Below are 14,920 nucleotides of genomic sequence, written 5' to 3' on the forward strand. Positions count from 1 at the left end.
CATATTCAACCCTGCACGGAGAAGCAATGAGTACCAGAATAGAAATCCCAGTACATTTACGCTGGTCGGATATGGACGCTTACGGCCACGTCAACAACGTAGACATGATGCGGCTGCTAGAAATCGCACGTATCGAAGCGTTCTGGGCTTCAGAAACGTCCACTCATCACACAGGGATACTTGATGCCAGCCCCGGATCAGCGACAGCAACATTTGTCGCCCGTCAAGAAATCGAATACCTCAAGCCACTCACCTATAAGCGTGCCCCCATCATCGTGGAGTTGTGGATCGGACACATTGGTGGGGCGTCGTTAGACGTCTGCTACATCATTCGCGACGACACCCACGACGGCTCAACCCCAACCATCTACGCGCAAGCAATCACAACGATTGTTCTGGTAGAAACCGCAACAAACACGCCCCGCCGCATCTCAGCCCAAGAACGCGAAACATGGCTGCCATACGTGGACTTTCCCGTGAAACTCCGGCATCGTCGCCGTAGCAACTAAAAAGTGGCGCCCTCATCCAAGGACGCCACTTTCTATACGCGTTACGGCAGACGAATCATGCCTTCTTGAGCGGTCGTCGCAACAAGAGTCCCATCGTGTTGGAATACACGTGCAGAACCAAGTCCGCGTCCACCCTGAGCGCTCGGCGAATCTTGAACGAACAAGAACCAGTCATCTACCTGCACGTCACGATGCCACCAAATAGCGTGGTCCAAACTCGCTACAGAAAGACGCGGAGTGAGCCAACTTTCACCGAGACCACGCAAAATCGGTTCCAACATGATTTGGTCGCAGGCATAGGTGAGCAATGCACGGTGGGTTAACTGATCAGCGTCGACTGTACCGCGCGCCTTCATCCACACTGCTTGACGCGTCGTGCGCTGCGGACCCGGCTGCAAATAAATAGACGGTTCAACATGACGAATATCGAATGCGCTTTGACGGGTCCAAAACGCTGCCACCGGATGGTCGATAGTGGATAACACGTCATGTGTTGACGGTAGGTTTTCTGGCCGTTCCACATCAGGCATCTCTGCCGCTAATGCTCGACCTTCTTGGTCTTCTTGGAACGAGATAATTCCAGAAAGGATTGCTTGCCCGCTTTGATATGCGTGTGCTCGTCGGGCACTAAAAGACCCGCCATCGCGTAGCCGCTCAACAGCAAAGTCAATCGGCTGGTTAATGTTACCGGCCCGCAAAAAATATGCATGCAATGAGTGCGGCATACGCAAGGGATCAACCGTGCGCCCCATAGCAAGAATCGCTTGCGCCAAGACTTGCCCGCCATACACTCGGCCATTCGGCTGGTGCATGCTTTCCCCGGAATAAATGTCTTCGCCGGTTGCATCTCCGTGATATTCAAGGTCGAGCACGCGTAAGAGATGCGCGAGAGGATCCTGTTCGATAAGGCGAACATCAGGGGTGTAGGCAGTGCGCTGCTGTTTTTTAGGATCCTGAAAAGTCATAAACACTCCACACTTTGGCGAGTACCATACTCACGTTTACTCATCGAACGAATTCACTAGGGAATGGGCGGCACGTTCTAAATAGTCCCACAGCATTGATTCATACATGGGGGCGAGCCCTAACGCATCTACACCTGCACGCATGTGTTTCAGCCATGCGTCTCGAGCTTCAGGATTGACCTTATACGGTACGTGTCTCATTCGCAGACGAGGGTGTCCTCGTTCTTGTGAGTAGGTGTTTGGGCCGCCCCAATATTGTTCTAAAAATAATACAAGGCGACGTTCGGCAGGTTTTAAGTCTTCTTCGGGATACATGTCCCGCAGGAGTGGGTCGTCGGCGACCCCTTGGTAGAAGACCCGAACCAGCTTTTCAAACGTTTCTCGTCCGCCCATCGCTTCATACAGCGACTCACGGGTTGAACCATCTTGAGGAGATACTGTCACCCTTCAACTATGACAAAGAACCGACCAAATACACTAGACAACCCAAGTCAGATCAATCACATCAAGGATCTCCGGTAAGAAGTTCGCTGAGTGGCCATGTATCTCCGCATGTAAACGTTTGAGGTGAGGTAGCCTGAATAAGGTAAATATTCGTGCTGAAGACTTCGAGTTAGTTGTTATGCGTGGCAACTGTGAAGGGCTTTTGGCTGGCCGTGCGAATGCCGTTTGAGTCGGTGTGGTGCGCACAGAAAAGGGATGTGTCACATGATCGAAGCACAAAAAATCCTTGATGCGCTTGGTGGTAGTTCAAACGTTGTTGAACTGGAACCATGCATTACACGTCTTCGGGTTGAAGTTCGTAACGCGGACGCTATCAGCGAAGAAAATCTTAAAAATGCTGGTGCCTTTGGTGTTGTTCGTTCAGGACGAATCATTCAAGTCATTGTGGGACCTGAAGCAGATAACTTAGCGGTAGAGTTGCACGAAAAGTTGTAGTTGTGTCAAACGAACCGATAAGTATCGCGGCCCCGTTCTGTGGAACGGTGGTCGCGATGTCGCATGTTCCCGACGATATTTTTGCGCACAATGTCGTAGGGCCTGGACGTGCATTATTGCCCGAAACCACCAGTTCCATCGTTGACGTTAGAGCCCCTATTTCGGGGAATGTTACAGCTGCCTTACCTCATGCGTTCTCAATTGAATCCGGTAACTACAGTGCATTGGTGCACTTAGGTGTAGACACCGTGAACTTACGCGGCGACGGATTTACAGTGCATGTACGCGCAGGCGATTACGTGACACAAGGCGATGTGCTTGTCACTTGGGATGTCGCTGTTGCGCAACAGCATGGATATTCGCTGGTGTGCCCTATTGTTTTAGTGCAGGCTCAAGAAGACCACGTAACTTGGGTGGTTGATGAGGGTGATGTCGTCGCAGCAGACGAAATAATTATGCATTGGAGTGTTCCAACAGAAACAGCGGTGCACACTCACGAGACTGTGCCGGCACCGCTGTAAAACTGTTGTTAAGCAAGTGGGAGTTCTTTCGCGGTCATTTCTTCGCGGATTTTCTCGCGTAGTGCGCGGCTTACTTCCCACTGTTGAGCAGGTTCTGTGCGTGCTTGAACGGTGAGAGATAACGTTGTTGCGCTCATTGATTCGATGCCGCTTACTGTGGGAACTCCTCGAATATGACGGCCAACCTCAGGATCGTTTTTTACAGAGTGCGCCGCATCAGCCAAAGTTTCCCGTACCGTATTGAGGTCGCAGGTGTATGGGACGTTGACTTCAATGGCTGCCACGGCCCAGCCGTGTGTTTTGTTTCCTACCTTCAACACGTCACCGTTGCGCAAGTACCATAGGGTCCCGTCTCCATCACGGACTTTTGTGACTCGTAAAGCAACAGATTCTACTGTTCCCTGCACATCACCAATTGTTACTTTGTCGCCAACACCATACTGGTCTTCCAAGATTAAGAAGGTTCCAGAAAGAAAGTCTTTCACGAGTGACTGTGCACCGAAACCTAAGGCAACACCTACTACACCCGCAGATGCAAGTAACGGCGCAATAGGGATGCGTAACGTATCCATAATCATTAATACTGCAGATGCCCCAACAATCACTGAGACAGTTGAGCGTAAAACAGACCCTATTGTGCGGGCGCGCTGTGCACGGCGGGCAGTTGTGAGGGGGTTAGTGGTGAGGAGAGATCTCCCAATTTCGGAGGAGCCAAATAAGGGCTTGTCTGTTCCATTGGCTATTCGCTCCGACAAATTTTTGATAAGTTTCCGCGAAATAACAAGAACAACTGAAGCTAAAACTACAATGATGAGGATGCTTAGGGGGACATCAAGAAAGAACTCCCACCATTGCGCAGCAGTCTTTCCCAGAAAAGTTGCAGTGTGGTCACCATTGGAGGCGGCTTGGAAGACCGCTAGAGTGGGCAAATACATACCGTAAAGACTACTCACAAGTGCAGTAGTTGGTGAACAGGTTCAATCGCCAGGAGAACCGTCGCTTTCTGGCACGATCGAGTTGTGGAAGAGCAAGCTGTGGACCAGAAATCAACTTTTAGTGTTGAAGAATTATCGCAAGCACACGGAGTGTCTTCAACGCGAACCGATGCGCATGGGAACGAACACCCCCTCCCACAGCGTGCTGTGGTCCAGGTGCTTCGCGCATTGGGTGTTGACGCGTCAACACCTGAACGTATTGAGGTGGAAAGCCTAGCGCTGGTCGACGACGAATGGCGCCGTATGCTTCCAGAAACTCTTGTGCTTGTTTCTGGACATACCTACAACCTTCCCGTACATGTTCATCACGGTGAAACAGTTGTGGCGTGGCTTGACGACGACACCGGCCGGCACGTCCAAGACCTCACCCAACTCGATGTTTATGTGACCCCACGGACTGTTGAAGGCCGTGAAGTAGGACGCGCAACGTTTGAACTTCCGGTCAACCTGCGTCCAGGTCTCTACACGATCAGAGCCCGCAGTGAATCAGACCAAGCCCGTTGCCTACTTGTGGTTCGCCCCTCATCGATGCCTTTTTCACGATCTCGTGGATACGGTTTCGCGTATCTCCCGCACTCGTTACGGTCTGAAAACTCGTGGGGTATTGGAGACTTCCAAGACATCGCTGATACCGCGGTGTTGTCTGCTTTACACTCCAAAACAAACTTTTTGCGTATCGGTTCCGTGGGCATCGGACAAGATTCTCGATGCCCAGAAAGCAACAGATACATTGACCCGATCTATATCCGCATCGAAGCGATCCGTGAAAGCGGATATGTTACCTCGGCTGATCGTTCACTCATCGAATGGTCATATGAACCTCTCGAACTCGAAGAAGGGGCAGAAGCCCCTCGCGTCATTGACCGCACAACCGTATGGCATGCAAAGCTTTCTGCATTAAAAATTATTTTTGGTGTCCCCAAACAGTATGCGCGGCAAGTGTCATTCCAAGAATTTTGTGAATCTGGGGGAGCCGACCTACACGAGTTTGCCCAATGGTGGCTCACCCAACACCCAGAAGCGACACTGGAGCACAGCACAGAAAGTTATCGTCGCGTGCAGATAACTGCACGCGACATTGAGTTCGCAAAATGGCTGCAATGGGTCGCCAGCCAGCAGCTTTCAGGCGCGCATAGCGAAGCACAACAAGGCAGATCACGTGGCTTAGTCCGCGAAATGTCCGTCGGTATCGGGGTAAACAGTTTCGACGCATTAGCGTTAGAAAACGCTGTCATTCCACACTTTGGTGTTGTGAACTGGTACGAGCAGTTCGTAAGTTTAGAATCAGCGTTTGCCCCACTGCACCCAACCCGCCACAAACGCCGAATCGCAAACCACTACATTCGCATGATGAAATCATTGGAAGGAACATGCGCGCGGGTCATCTTCAACCACGCTGACTTAATTTTCCGCCAACACTGGGCACCAGAATCAGGAAACGTTGACGACTACGTTGAAGTAGCAACAGACTTCGACTTGATCTTGGGCGTTCTCGCAGTAATGAGCGGACAAACAAAAATCGAAATCCTCTTTGACGCTGCAGGCCTCGAATCATGGATGTTCGAAGAATTAAAATCACGCGGTTTCGGTATTTCGGTGCGCTGGGACATCGCCGGAATGCAACCACCCGTCCACAACATTGCAGGCATCACAGATATTTCTGTAGGTGACATGTACGGTGCCCCGCTTGCCGGCATCCTCAGCGGAGAAGACATCGAACTGCGTGAACGTTTAGGAGTCGACGACGAACACGGCTACACCGGCGCTGCCCGAGGAATAGCTCAGCAACGCCGCGACCATGTTGTTGCCGCTTTGGCACAGCAAGGACGACTCAGCAGCCAACTGACGGAACGCGAACTCATAGAAGCCATTTATGCGTCATGCGCACAATCAGATGCACCTTCCGTGTCGATTTCTCTTACCGATGCAGTCGGCGAACGTCGAGCTATGAGCGTGTCTCAAGCCGACGACCAATATCCGCAATACAACCTACTCGTTAATGACTCCTCAGGGTCTCCTATAACAGTGGAGAACCTGTTTGATAGTGCTCGCGCCCGTCAACTGCTATCGCATATTGCAGCGTTACGGGAAAGCCGAGGCTATAACAAACGTGAGGCAGCTATTTCTTTTTAACCTTGTGGGTTTGGGCTTTCTTCAATGATCCGTCTTCGTTGAAGTACTCCCAGCGTCCTACTTTTTCTCCACGTACAAATGTTCCCCGGTCTAAGATGCGGCCGTTGGCGAAGTAGCGCACCCACGGCCCTTCTTGGAGGCTTTCAACAAAGTTGCCTTCTTGTAAGAGCCCTCCGCGCTCGCGGAACCACACCCATGGTCCGTGAAGTTGGTCGTTGAGGTATAGTCCCGCAGATTTGACGCGTCCGCCTTTAAACCAGAACAGCCACGGGCCGATGCGGTGTGTCCCAGATACGGCGCCGTATCCGGAGCGGTCACCTGCTGCGAACATTTCTGTGGTGATGGAGGCCCCCGCAGCGTTTACTTGCTGCTCGATGTGCTCTTCGATGGTGTTGAGAATTGTGGTGACTGTGAACTGCGAAGATTCTTGTAAATCGTTAGCAGCACGAATGTGGGTGCGAATCGAGTAGGCAAGGTTGGCGTCGCGTAATGCGCCAAAGTAGTCCTCTAAAGCAAAGCGAAACTTTGCCCGATGCTGTAAGGCAAAACTTAATGATTCAAGTTCCGTGGTTTCTGGATTTTTGATGAGCCATAGGCTGTCTGGTTGTGTGGGTATGCACGCATCAAAGAGGTCTTCTGCGAGGGCTTCTTTGTTTGGGTCATCGCCTGAATTTGCGTGTAGTGCTATTGCGAGGCGAAGCGCGGTGCGCCGTAATTTGGGTGGGACTGTTACCAGAGCGGTGGGGTTATCTAAGTCGTCTAAGATGTCTTCGCCGCCTGCACGTTTCAGGCTGGTGCGGGCTACTTCTTCTGCACGGCTGTATTGGCCGGAGACACGCAACCAAAAGATAAGTTGAGGGGCCAGCGCTTTTTGTTGTTCTGGCGATAATTGGGCGGCACGATACTGTGCGAGCAGTGTGTTTGCGTGGTTGGTTGCTGCTTCTGGGTCGTCAGCTACTTCACGCAGGGTGTGCGGGTCGAAGTGGTATGTGGGCGTCACCATGATTTAAGGGTAACGCGCAGGGTGGGGTAGCGATGTAATCGTGTACCCCACCCTGACGTGTTTACTTGTCTGCGGCAGTTACTTTGAGTGCACGCTCAACGCCGGCAAGGTTTTCGACGATGACGCGGCGCAATGCTGGTGGTGCGTCGTTGTTGTCGTCGAGCCAGCGCTGTGTTGCGTCGCGCAGTGCTTCATGTGCGAGTGGGCTTGGGTAGAAGCCTTCCAGCATTTGTGAAGCGATGTGGTAGGAACGTTCAGCCCACACGCGAGTGACTGATTCGAAGTATGGTTCGACGAGTTCAGTCAGTACGGCCGGGTCGTGAACGTGGTTAAATCCGAGTCCGGTTGCTCGCACAATCGCATTTGGTGCGTCTGTGTCGACGAAGATGGAATCGAATGCGGCACGCTTTGCTTCGACGGTTGGTTGTGCGGCACGTGCACGCGCTGCGGCTTGGCGGCCATTTGCGGTGTTGTCCTGGGCGAGGGCAGCATCGATGTCGTCGTTTCCTGCTTTACCGAGGAGGACGAGGCCTTCAAGGAGTTCCCAACGCAAATCTGTGTCGATGGTGAGGCCCTCGAGGCTGAGGGAACCGTCAAGCAGTCCAGAGAGCACGTTAGCGTGGTCGTCGGTTGCTGGGGTTGCTGCAAAGAACTTCACGAACTGGAACTGTGCGTCTGATCCAGGTTCTGCGTCTTGGGCGAGGTTCCACAGCACATCTGCAACAAGAACACCAGCGGATGCGCGACGTTCAGGGGCAACATAACTGTGTGCGGTCAGCAAGAGTTGGCTGAGCGCGGCACGAATGGTGGTGGATTCTGTTTCCCCAGCGATGTGGTTAAGAACCAACGCTACATAGTCTGATGCAGGGAATTCAGCGTCACGGGTTGCATCCCACAACGCTGCCCAGACGAGGGAGCGAGCAAGCGGGTCGGTGATTGATCCAAGGGATTCTTTAGCGACGTGCTGTGACTGTTCGTCGAGTCGGATCTTGGCGTATGCCAGGTCGTCGTCGTTGAGCAGAATCAATGCCGGGCGGGTGAGACCAACGAGTTCTGCCACGTCTGTGAGTTCACCGTCAACATCGAGTTCGACTCGGTTGGTGCGGACCAGTGCGCCGTCGGCGTCAAAGTTGTAGAACCCGATGGCCATGCGGTGGGGGCGGATTGTTGGGTAGTCTTCTGGTGCGCTTTGAGCGATAGCGAACGAGGTGATTGTGCCGTCCTCGTCTGTGTCGATAACAGGACGTAGAGTGTTGACACCAGCGGTTTCCAGCCACAGACGCGACCATGAAGAGAGGTCACGGCCAGATGTTGCTTCAAGTTCCGTGAGTAGATCTTTCAGTTCCGTGTTGCCGTGCGCGTGCTTCTTAAAGTATGCGGAAACACCCTTCATGAAGGATTCGAGGCCAACCCAAGCAACAAGCTGCTTGAGCACCGAGCCACCCTTAGCGTATGTGATGCCGTCAAAGTTGACGTATACGTCTTCGAGGTCGTTGATGGTTGCAACGATGGGGTGAGTGGAAGGTAACTGGTCTTGACGGTACGCCCACGTTTTTTCCATGGCGTTGAATGTCGTCCAGGCGCCTTTCCATTCGGTTGCTTCCGCTGTTGCGAGGGTAGAAGCCCATTCCGCGAATGATTCGTTAAGCCACAGGTCGTTCCACCACTTCATGGTGACAAGGTCACCAAACCACATGTGTGCGAGTTCGTGCAGCACCGTGACAACACGACGTTCCTTGACCGCATCGGTGACTTTAGAACGGAATACGTAGGTTTCGGTGAACGTTACACACCCAGCGTTTTCCATTGCGCCAGCGTTAAACTCTGGCACGAAAAGCTGGTCGTACTTGTCGAACGGGTATGGGTAATCAAACTGGCTTTCGAAGAATTCGAACCCTTGACGAGTCTTTTCAAAAATGTAGTCGGCATCCATGAACTGCGACAGCGACTTACGGCAGAACACACCAAGCGGAATGATGCGTCCGTCAGATGACGTCAATTCTGAGCGTTGCACATCGTAAGGTCCAGCAACAAGCGCAGTAATGTACGACGACATACGTGGTGTTGGCTCAAACGCCCACGTTGCTTTGCCTTCGTCTAGAACAGTTGGTGCAGGCGTGGGCTGGTTGGATACAACTTCCCACGCGGCAGGTGCAGTAACAGTGAACTGGAATGTTGCTTTCAAGTCTGGCTGTTCAAAAACTGCAAACATGCGTCGTGAATCAGGAACCTCAAACTGGGAATACACATAGACTTCTTCATCTACCGGGTCCACAAAACGGTGCAAGCCCTCACCAGTGTTCATGTATACGCACTGCGCTGCCACTTCAAGGACATTCTCTGCGGCAAGCCCATCCAACGCGATGCGTGATTCTGCATACACGCGTGCAGGGTCAAGTTCAACGCCGTTCAAAACAACGGCGTTTACTTCAGCAGCGATAAGGTCAACAAACGTTGACGAACCAGCTTCAGCGGTGAAGCGGATAGTGGTGCGTGACTCAAAAGTCGTTGGGCTAGTCGTTAAGTCGAGGGCGATCTCGTAGGACTCGACAGCAACATTCTGTGAACGTTCCTGCGCTTCGGCGCGCGTGAGGTTCTCTGCGGGCATGTAAGCCTCCTAAGTGAAAAGTGGGTATGGTGCATTGTCCCACGAAAAAAGAACCATATGATCATGCGGGAATGCACACACTGCTGTGGTTGTTACCCAAATGGCATCCACACAGAGTGCCACACACACTACGTAAAGGAATGACACATGGAATCAAACACCCACAACGTCGCTGATTTTTGGTTTGACCCACTGTGCCCGTGGGCGTGGATGACCTCACGGTGGATGGACGAAGTCGCCCAAGTGCGTGACGTTACCGTGCGCTGGCATGTCATGTCCTTATCGGTCTTAAACGCCGACCGTGAACTACCCCCGCATTACCGCGAACTTATGGACGACGGTTGGGGTGGAGTGCGCACACTCATTGCAGCCGCACACCACCACGGCGAACAGGTCTTAAAACCGCTATATGACGCTATTGGCACCCGCTATCATCCGCAGGGACGCACCGACCGCAAGCAAGTAGTTATTGAGGCATTAGCCGAAGTAGGGCTCCCCGAATCCCTCATTGACGCATACGACTCAACCGACTACGACGAAGAACTCACCTTGTCCCACAAACAAGGAATCACACTTGTCGGAGAAGACGTAGGAACACCCATCGTTGCTTTTAACAACACCGCCTTCTTCGGGCCGGTCGTTACCCCCACCCCACGTGGAGAAGACGCCGGAAAACTATGGGACGGCTGCGTCCTCGTTGCTTCAACCCCTGGATTCTTTGAATTAAAACGCACACGGACAACAGGACCTATCTTCGATTAACTCCACAACACCGCAGATCGCAAAGTTGTGGGGGACTGGTCACCACATTGGCGTTCCCAACTTGCTATCCGCCACAGGTAGGTTAGTGGAGCACGTCAGCGAAAAAGATCGGTACATATGTCTCAGCATTACAACAACCAACAAAACCAGCCGTGGCTTTCGCGGTTGTCATTGAGTCAACTGAATAAAGTCATCATCGCTATCGTCGTTATCGATGCATTCCTTATCATCTCCGCGATAGTTCTAGCCGGAAAAGCATTATCTTCCCCGTCAACGCCTCAAGCATCCTCCATCACTACCCCAGCAACACCCAGTGATAACGGAAACAACGGCGAAGACAGTACAGATACTACAGATAACGATGCCGAGTCAGACCCAGACGATGACGAAAGCCCAACCGTCGCACCAGTCATGTTTGCCAGCCCAAGCGGAAACATTTGGTGTGACATTTCCTCCGAAGGAGCTACCTGCTCTATAGCTAAACTCGGCCGCAAACCTGAAAAAAATCAGGCAGGATGCCAAGGCTATATCGGGTATGTTGTGAAGCTATCAGACAACGGCACAGAACTACCTTGCATAACCGAAAATGAAGTACCCAAAAAAGCAGAGAAAAGCGTAACGGTACTCAACTACGGAAGCCGCCAAACAGTACATAACTTCACCTGCGAATCCTCCCAATCAGGAATGAAATGCCTAGACACAACCTCTAGCCGCGGTTTTAACGTAGCCCGCGCAGGAATCGCAACCTTCTAACACACCCGTGTCAACCACAAAGGGTGGTTACCCCACACTGTGGGGTAACCACCCTTTACCTATAGATCACACACTACGATCTACCAGATACGAACACGATCCTGCGGCGCAACATACAAAGCATCACCCTCAGAAACATCAAACGAGTCATAAAACTCATCAACATTCGCGGCAATCTGATTGCACCGGAACTCAGCCGGAGAGTGCGGATCCGTTGCCAAACGCTGCACCATCAGCTCATCATGCATCTTGGTTTGCCACACCTGCGCATACGAGTAGAACACACGCTGCGCACCCGTCATACCATCAATCACAGGGGCATCCTCAAGCGAACCACCCAACGCGATAGCGTAAGCCTTCAACGCAATAGAAAGCCCACCAAGATCACCAATGTTCTCACCAATAGTAAGAGCACCATTAACAGTGTGCTCGTCGCTCAACTGCTGGGGAACCAAAACGTTGTACTGTTCGATAAGAGCCTCAGCGCGCTTCTCAAACTCTGCACGGTCCTCCGCCGTCCACCAATCCTCAAGCTTCCCAGAACCGTCATACTTTGAACCCTGATCGTCAAAACCATGACCAATCTCGTGCCCAATCACAGCACCAATACCACCAAAATTCGCGGCATCATCAACATCAGGATCAAAGAACGGAGGCTGCAAAATCGCTGCCGGGAACACAATCTCATTCATCCCAAAATTGCAGTACGCATTAACCGTCTGAGGAGTCATAAACCACTCATCACGATCCAACGGCTTACCAATTTTGTTCAACTCACGCAACGTTACAAACGCTGCAGAACGACGAGCATTACCAACAAGATCAGCTGAATCAATGTGAAGCCCAGAATAATCCTTCCACTTCACCGGATACCCGATTTTCGGAGTAAAAGCATCCAACTTAGCTAACGCCTTAACCTTGGTGTCCTCACCCATCCAATCCAGCTCAGTAATGGACTGGCGGTAGGCCTCAATCAAATAATTGACCAGACGATCCATCTGCTCCTTATGCGAAGGTGGGAAATGCCGGGCAACATACACTTCACCAACAGCCTCACCTAACGAACCTTCCACCATCGCGACACCGCGCTTCCAGCGCTCGCGGACAACTTTTGCGCCGGATAGTGTGCGGCCGTAGAAGTCGAAGTTTTCTTCTACAAATTCGTCTGTGAGGAGTGGCGAACGCCCAGAAATAATGTGGAAGGTAAACCAGTCGTTCCATTCTTCAAGCGGTGCAGAAGCCCACACGTCTGCAAAACCAGTAAAGAAGGAAGGTTCCCGTACAACAACTTTGTCTAGGGAACCGGCTGGAACATTCACGCCGTCACGCCATGCTGCAAAGTCAAAGCCTGGCGCTAGCGCAATGAGCTCGTCAAAACTCATAGGGTTGTATGTCAGCTCTGAATCACGGTCGCGGACGACATCCCAGTGGTGCGCTGCTAGTTTGGTTTCTAGGGCTAGAACACGTGCGGCTGCTTCGTTAGCGTTCTCATCCGAGGCGCGGCCAGCGAGCTGCAAAATACGTGCGATGTGGGCAACATATTTTTCCCGAACTTCAGCATATTTGTCGTCGCTGTAATAGGTTTCGTCTGGTAGCCCAAGCCCACCCTGATACATGAATACAACGTATTCTTCAGGATTTTTTGAGTCGTTGTCGACGTAGAAGTTGAACGCGTTAACTCCACCTGTTTGCTGGAGTTCCCCAAGCGCGCGGGCACGCTTTGATAGGTCGGTGAGACCATCAATGATTGAGAAATCTGCTTCTAACGGAGATGCCCCTAATTCATTGATGCGGTCAGTGTTCATGAATGAGGCGTATAAGCCGCCGATCTGCTGCTCTACGCCGGATAGTTCGGCAAGTGGTTTTGCTGCAAGATCAGTGATGATGTTCTTTACGTTTTCTTCGGCTTGGTCGAAGAGACTACGGAAAGCACCGTCTGACGCACGATCATCTGGGATGACGTAGGAGTCAATCCACGGACCATTTACGTAACGGTAAAGGTCGTCTTGAGGGCGAACGGAAGTCGAAAATTCGTTACTTTTGATGCCACTGCGGAGCGCATCCGTGCTGTTAGGAGTCATGCAATAACACTAGAACATCGGTGCAATGTTATTGAAGGAGAACATGTGTGGGTTCGCTGATTGAAGAACCCTATGTGTACTCGCATGTGCAACATCACCGTACGAGAGCGCTGAAGAAGACCCAAAAACGTCAACTCTGAGGCATGATGGAGGTATGCGAGTACATATTGCTTCAGACCATGCAGGCTACGCGCTCAAAGCCTATTTGGTGGCGTTCCTGTCAGAAAAAGGCCACGATGTTGTGGACCACGGCGCACATGAATACGATGCGTTAGACGACTACCCGTCCTTCTGCTTTGAAGCAGGTGAGGCTGTTGTCTCAGAACCGGGTTCACTCGGTATTGTGATCGGTGGTTCTGGTAACGGTGAACAGATCGCGGCAAATAAGGTTAACGGTGTCCGCGCCGCATTGGCGTGGAACATCGACACCGCTCGACTAGCGCGTCAACACAACGACGCTAACGTGATTGCTATCGGAGCGCGTCAACACACTGTTGAAGAGGCAGCCTCATTTGTTGAAGCGTATTTGGCTGAGCCGTTTAGTGGAGATGCACGCCACCAGCGACGCATAGATCAGTTGTCGGCATACGAGGTAGAACGCTCTTAAATGCCGGAAGGACATACCGTTCATCGCCTCGCCCGCACATTCACTTCATTGTTTGTGGGCGAGGTGATTACTGTTACGAGCCCACAAGGCCGATTCGCTCACGGTGCGGCACTCCTTGACGGTCTTGTGCTTGTACAAGCCGAAGCTTTTGGGAAACAAATGTTTCTGGGGTTTGGCGAATCCACGCACGTGGGCCAGGAAGATTTGTTATGGTTGCGCGTTCATTTAGGACTGTATGGTTCATGGACATTTACGGGTGATGGGACAGTGCGTGTAGCGCATGCAATTGGCGCACCTCGTAAACGTATTGGTGAACGTGAACTCGTCATGAGTGATGGTACTCAAGAGACCTTTGTAACTGAGGTGAATGATGCGTGGGAGCCACCGGAACCGCGCGGGCAGGTGCGAGCAAGATTCATTGGAGAGCACGCTGTCGCAGATCTTACTGGACCAACCGCATGTGAGGTTCTCACTTGGGATGAAACACGTATTGCTGCCGGGAAGTTAGGGCCAGACCCAATTAGGCCTGACGCAGATGCAGAAAAATTCATCAGCAAAGTCGCGAAATCACGTACTGCAATTGGCGCTCTTCTCATGAATCAAGCAGTCATCGCAGGCGTCGGAAATATTTACCGTGCAGAGGTTCTTTTCCGCCATAATGTGTCGCCGTTTATGCCCGGTAGTAGCGTTCCGCGCGAAACAGTACGTGCGATGTGGGACGATCTCGTTGTCCTGATGGAATACGGCGTGACCTATGGCGCGATTGTGACAACAGAGCCGGAAGATCGTCTTAAAGGTGTAGATCTGAGTGGCGTCATGGAAAATCGTGCCATTACTCGACAAAATACGGATGATGAGCCTGGCGCGGTTCCACGTGAGCAGTCGTTTTATGTGTATCACAGGCAGGGACAACCGTGCCGGATCTGCGGCGAACCGATTTCCCTTGGTGAGATGCAAGCACGAAAACTGTATTGGTGCCCACGCTGCCAAAAATAGTTCGTTCTGTATAGAAACAAATGATGGGGTGCACTGCGTTGAGTGCAC

14 protein-coding genes are annotated in these 14,920 nt (G+C 52.0%); 8 read left to right on the forward strand and 6 right to left on the reverse strand.

Translation table 11 applies throughout. From position 1 onward, the window contains the following. Nucleotides 1-26 precede the first annotated feature (26 nt). Nucleotides 27-509, forward strand: a complete 483-nt coding sequence (locus ACR9EC_RS01420; RefSeq protein ID WP_435299744.1) for an acyl-CoA thioesterase — start codon at nucleotides 27-29, stop codon at nucleotides 507-509. A 41-nt stretch (nucleotides 510-550) separates the two neighbouring features. On the opposite strand, the gene ACR9EC_RS01425 is transcribed toward ACR9EC_RS01420, so the two are convergent. Together ACR9EC_RS01425 and ACR9EC_RS01430 are read right to left on the reverse strand one after the other, a co-directional pair. Next, a complete protein-coding gene (locus tag ACR9EC_RS01425; RefSeq protein ID WP_435299745.1) occupies nucleotides 551-1,474 on the reverse strand; it encodes an acyl-CoA thioesterase in 924 nt (307 codons plus the stop codon). A gap of 36 nt (nucleotides 1,475-1,510) precedes the next feature. Further along, nucleotides 1,511-1,918: a globin gene (locus tag ACR9EC_RS01430; protein WP_435299746.1), complete on the reverse strand. Its 408-nt coding sequence runs from the start codon at nucleotides 1,916-1,918 to the stop codon at nucleotides 1,511-1,513. Between the two features lie 264 nt (nucleotides 1,919-2,182). Here ACR9EC_RS01430 and ACR9EC_RS01435 point away from each other — a divergent pair, with 264 nt between their 5' ends. Continuing rightward, nucleotides 2,183-2,413 carry a glucose PTS transporter subunit EIIB gene (locus ACR9EC_RS01435; RefSeq protein WP_435299747.1) on the forward strand — a complete coding sequence of 77 codons (231 nt, stop codon included), beginning with the start codon at nucleotides 2,183-2,185 and terminating at the stop codon, nucleotides 2,411-2,413. A gap of 2 nt (nucleotides 2,414-2,415) precedes the next feature. Beyond that, nucleotides 2,416-2,934, forward strand: a complete 519-nt coding sequence (locus ACR9EC_RS01440; RefSeq protein WP_435299748.1) for a PTS sugar transporter subunit IIA — start codon at nucleotides 2,416-2,418, stop codon at nucleotides 2,932-2,934. 8 nt (nucleotides 2,935-2,942) lie between these two features. Here ACR9EC_RS01440 and ACR9EC_RS01445 read toward each other — a convergent pair whose 3' ends face one another. Further along, nucleotides 2,943-3,869: a mechanosensitive ion channel family protein gene (locus ACR9EC_RS01445; protein ID WP_435299749.1), complete on the reverse strand. Its 927-nt coding sequence runs from the start codon at nucleotides 3,867-3,869 to the stop codon at nucleotides 2,943-2,945. 84 nt (nucleotides 3,870-3,953) lie between these two features. Here ACR9EC_RS01445 and ACR9EC_RS01450 point away from each other — a divergent pair, with 84 nt between their 5' ends. Then, entirely contained in the window at nucleotides 3,954-6,062 is a 2,109-nt protein-coding gene (locus tag ACR9EC_RS01450) for a 4-alpha-glucanotransferase (protein WP_435299750.1), read from the forward strand. Here ACR9EC_RS01450 and ACR9EC_RS01455 read toward each other — a convergent pair. After that, a complete protein-coding gene (locus tag ACR9EC_RS01455; RefSeq protein ID WP_435299751.1) occupies nucleotides 6,049-7,065 on the reverse strand; it encodes a toxin-antitoxin system YwqK family antitoxin in 1,017 nt (338 codons plus the stop codon). The genes ACR9EC_RS01450 and ACR9EC_RS01455 overlap by 14 nt on opposite strands. Nucleotides 7,066-7,126: 61 nt before the next feature. Continuing rightward, complete coding sequence (pepN, locus tag ACR9EC_RS01460; RefSeq protein WP_435299752.1) at nucleotides 7,127-9,673, reverse strand: aminopeptidase N; 2,547 nt, start codon at nucleotides 9,671-9,673, stop codon at nucleotides 7,127-7,129. A 147-nt stretch (nucleotides 9,674-9,820) separates the two neighbouring features. Here pepN and ACR9EC_RS01465 point away from each other — a divergent pair, with 147 nt between their 5' ends. Then, nucleotides 9,821-10,435: a mycothiol-dependent nitroreductase Rv2466c family protein gene (locus tag ACR9EC_RS01465; protein WP_435299753.1), complete on the forward strand. Its 615-nt coding sequence runs from the start codon at nucleotides 9,821-9,823 to the stop codon at nucleotides 10,433-10,435. 117 nt (nucleotides 10,436-10,552) lie between these two features. Continuing rightward, on the forward strand, nucleotides 10,553-11,188 hold the full coding sequence (locus ACR9EC_RS01470) for a hypothetical protein (protein ID WP_435299754.1): 636 nt from the start codon (nucleotides 10,553-10,555) through the stop codon (nucleotides 11,186-11,188). An 80-nt stretch (nucleotides 11,189-11,268) separates the two neighbouring features. Here ACR9EC_RS01470 and ACR9EC_RS01475 read toward each other — a convergent pair whose 3' ends face one another. Then, on the reverse strand, nucleotides 11,269-13,269 hold the full coding sequence (locus ACR9EC_RS01475; RefSeq protein WP_435299755.1) for a M13 family metallopeptidase: 2,001 nt from the start codon (nucleotides 13,267-13,269) through the stop codon (nucleotides 11,269-11,271). Between the two features lie 154 nt (nucleotides 13,270-13,423). Here ACR9EC_RS01475 and ACR9EC_RS01480 point away from each other — a divergent pair, with 154 nt between their 5' ends. Further along, a complete protein-coding gene (locus ACR9EC_RS01480; RefSeq protein ID WP_435299756.1) occupies nucleotides 13,424-13,876 on the forward strand; it encodes a ribose-5-phosphate isomerase in 453 nt (150 codons plus the stop codon). Beyond that, the gene (locus tag ACR9EC_RS01485) at nucleotides 13,877-14,872 is read left to right on the forward strand and encodes an Fpg/Nei family DNA glycosylase (protein ID WP_435299757.1); all 996 of its coding nucleotides are present in this window, start codon (nucleotides 13,877-13,879) and stop codon (nucleotides 14,870-14,872) included. The last annotated feature ends 48 nt before the right edge of the window (nucleotides 14,873-14,920 follow it).

Origin of the sequence: Timonella sp. A28 (genome assembly GCF_051200815.1) — a bacterium.
In the GTDB taxonomy this organism is placed as follows: domain Bacteria; phylum Actinomycetota; class Actinomycetes; order Actinomycetales; family Cellulomonadaceae; genus Timonella.

Excerpts from the sequence above, each read along its gene's own strand:
- ACR9EC_RS01420 (WP_435299744.1), top strand. The coding sequence starts at position 27 with ATGAGTACCAGAATAGAAATCCCAGTACATTTACGCTGGTCGGATATG.
- ACR9EC_RS01425 (WP_435299745.1), bottom strand. The coding sequence starts at position 1,474 with ATGACTTTTCAGGATCCTAAAAAACAGCAGCGCACTGCCTACACCCCT.
- ACR9EC_RS01435 (WP_435299747.1), top strand. The coding sequence starts at position 2,183 with ATGATCGAAGCACAAAAAATCCTTGATGCGCTTGGTGGTAGTTCAAAC.
- ACR9EC_RS01445 (WP_435299749.1), bottom strand. The coding sequence starts at position 3,869 with ATGTATTTGCCCACTCTAGCGGTCTTCCAAGCCGCCTCCAATGGTGAC.
- ACR9EC_RS01455 (WP_435299751.1), bottom strand. The coding sequence starts at position 7,065 with ATGGTGACGCCCACATACCACTTCGACCCGCACACCCTGCGTGAAGTA.
- pepN (WP_435299752.1), bottom strand. The coding sequence starts at position 9,673 with ATGCCCGCAGAGAACCTCACGCGCGCCGAAGCGCAGGAACGTTCACAG.
- ACR9EC_RS01465 (WP_435299753.1), top strand. The coding sequence starts at position 9,821 with ATGGAATCAAACACCCACAACGTCGCTGATTTTTGGTTTGACCCACTG.
- ACR9EC_RS01470 (WP_435299754.1), top strand. The coding sequence starts at position 10,553 with ATGTCTCAGCATTACAACAACCAACAAAACCAGCCGTGGCTTTCGCGG.
- ACR9EC_RS01475 (WP_435299755.1), bottom strand. The coding sequence starts at position 13,269 with ATGACTCCTAACAGCACGGATGCGCTCCGCAGTGGCATCAAAAGTAAC.
- ACR9EC_RS01480 (WP_435299756.1), top strand. The coding sequence starts at position 13,424 with ATGCGAGTACATATTGCTTCAGACCATGCAGGCTACGCGCTCAAAGCC.
- ACR9EC_RS01485 (WP_435299757.1), top strand. The coding sequence starts at position 13,877 with ATGCCGGAAGGACATACCGTTCATCGCCTCGCCCGCACATTCACTTCA.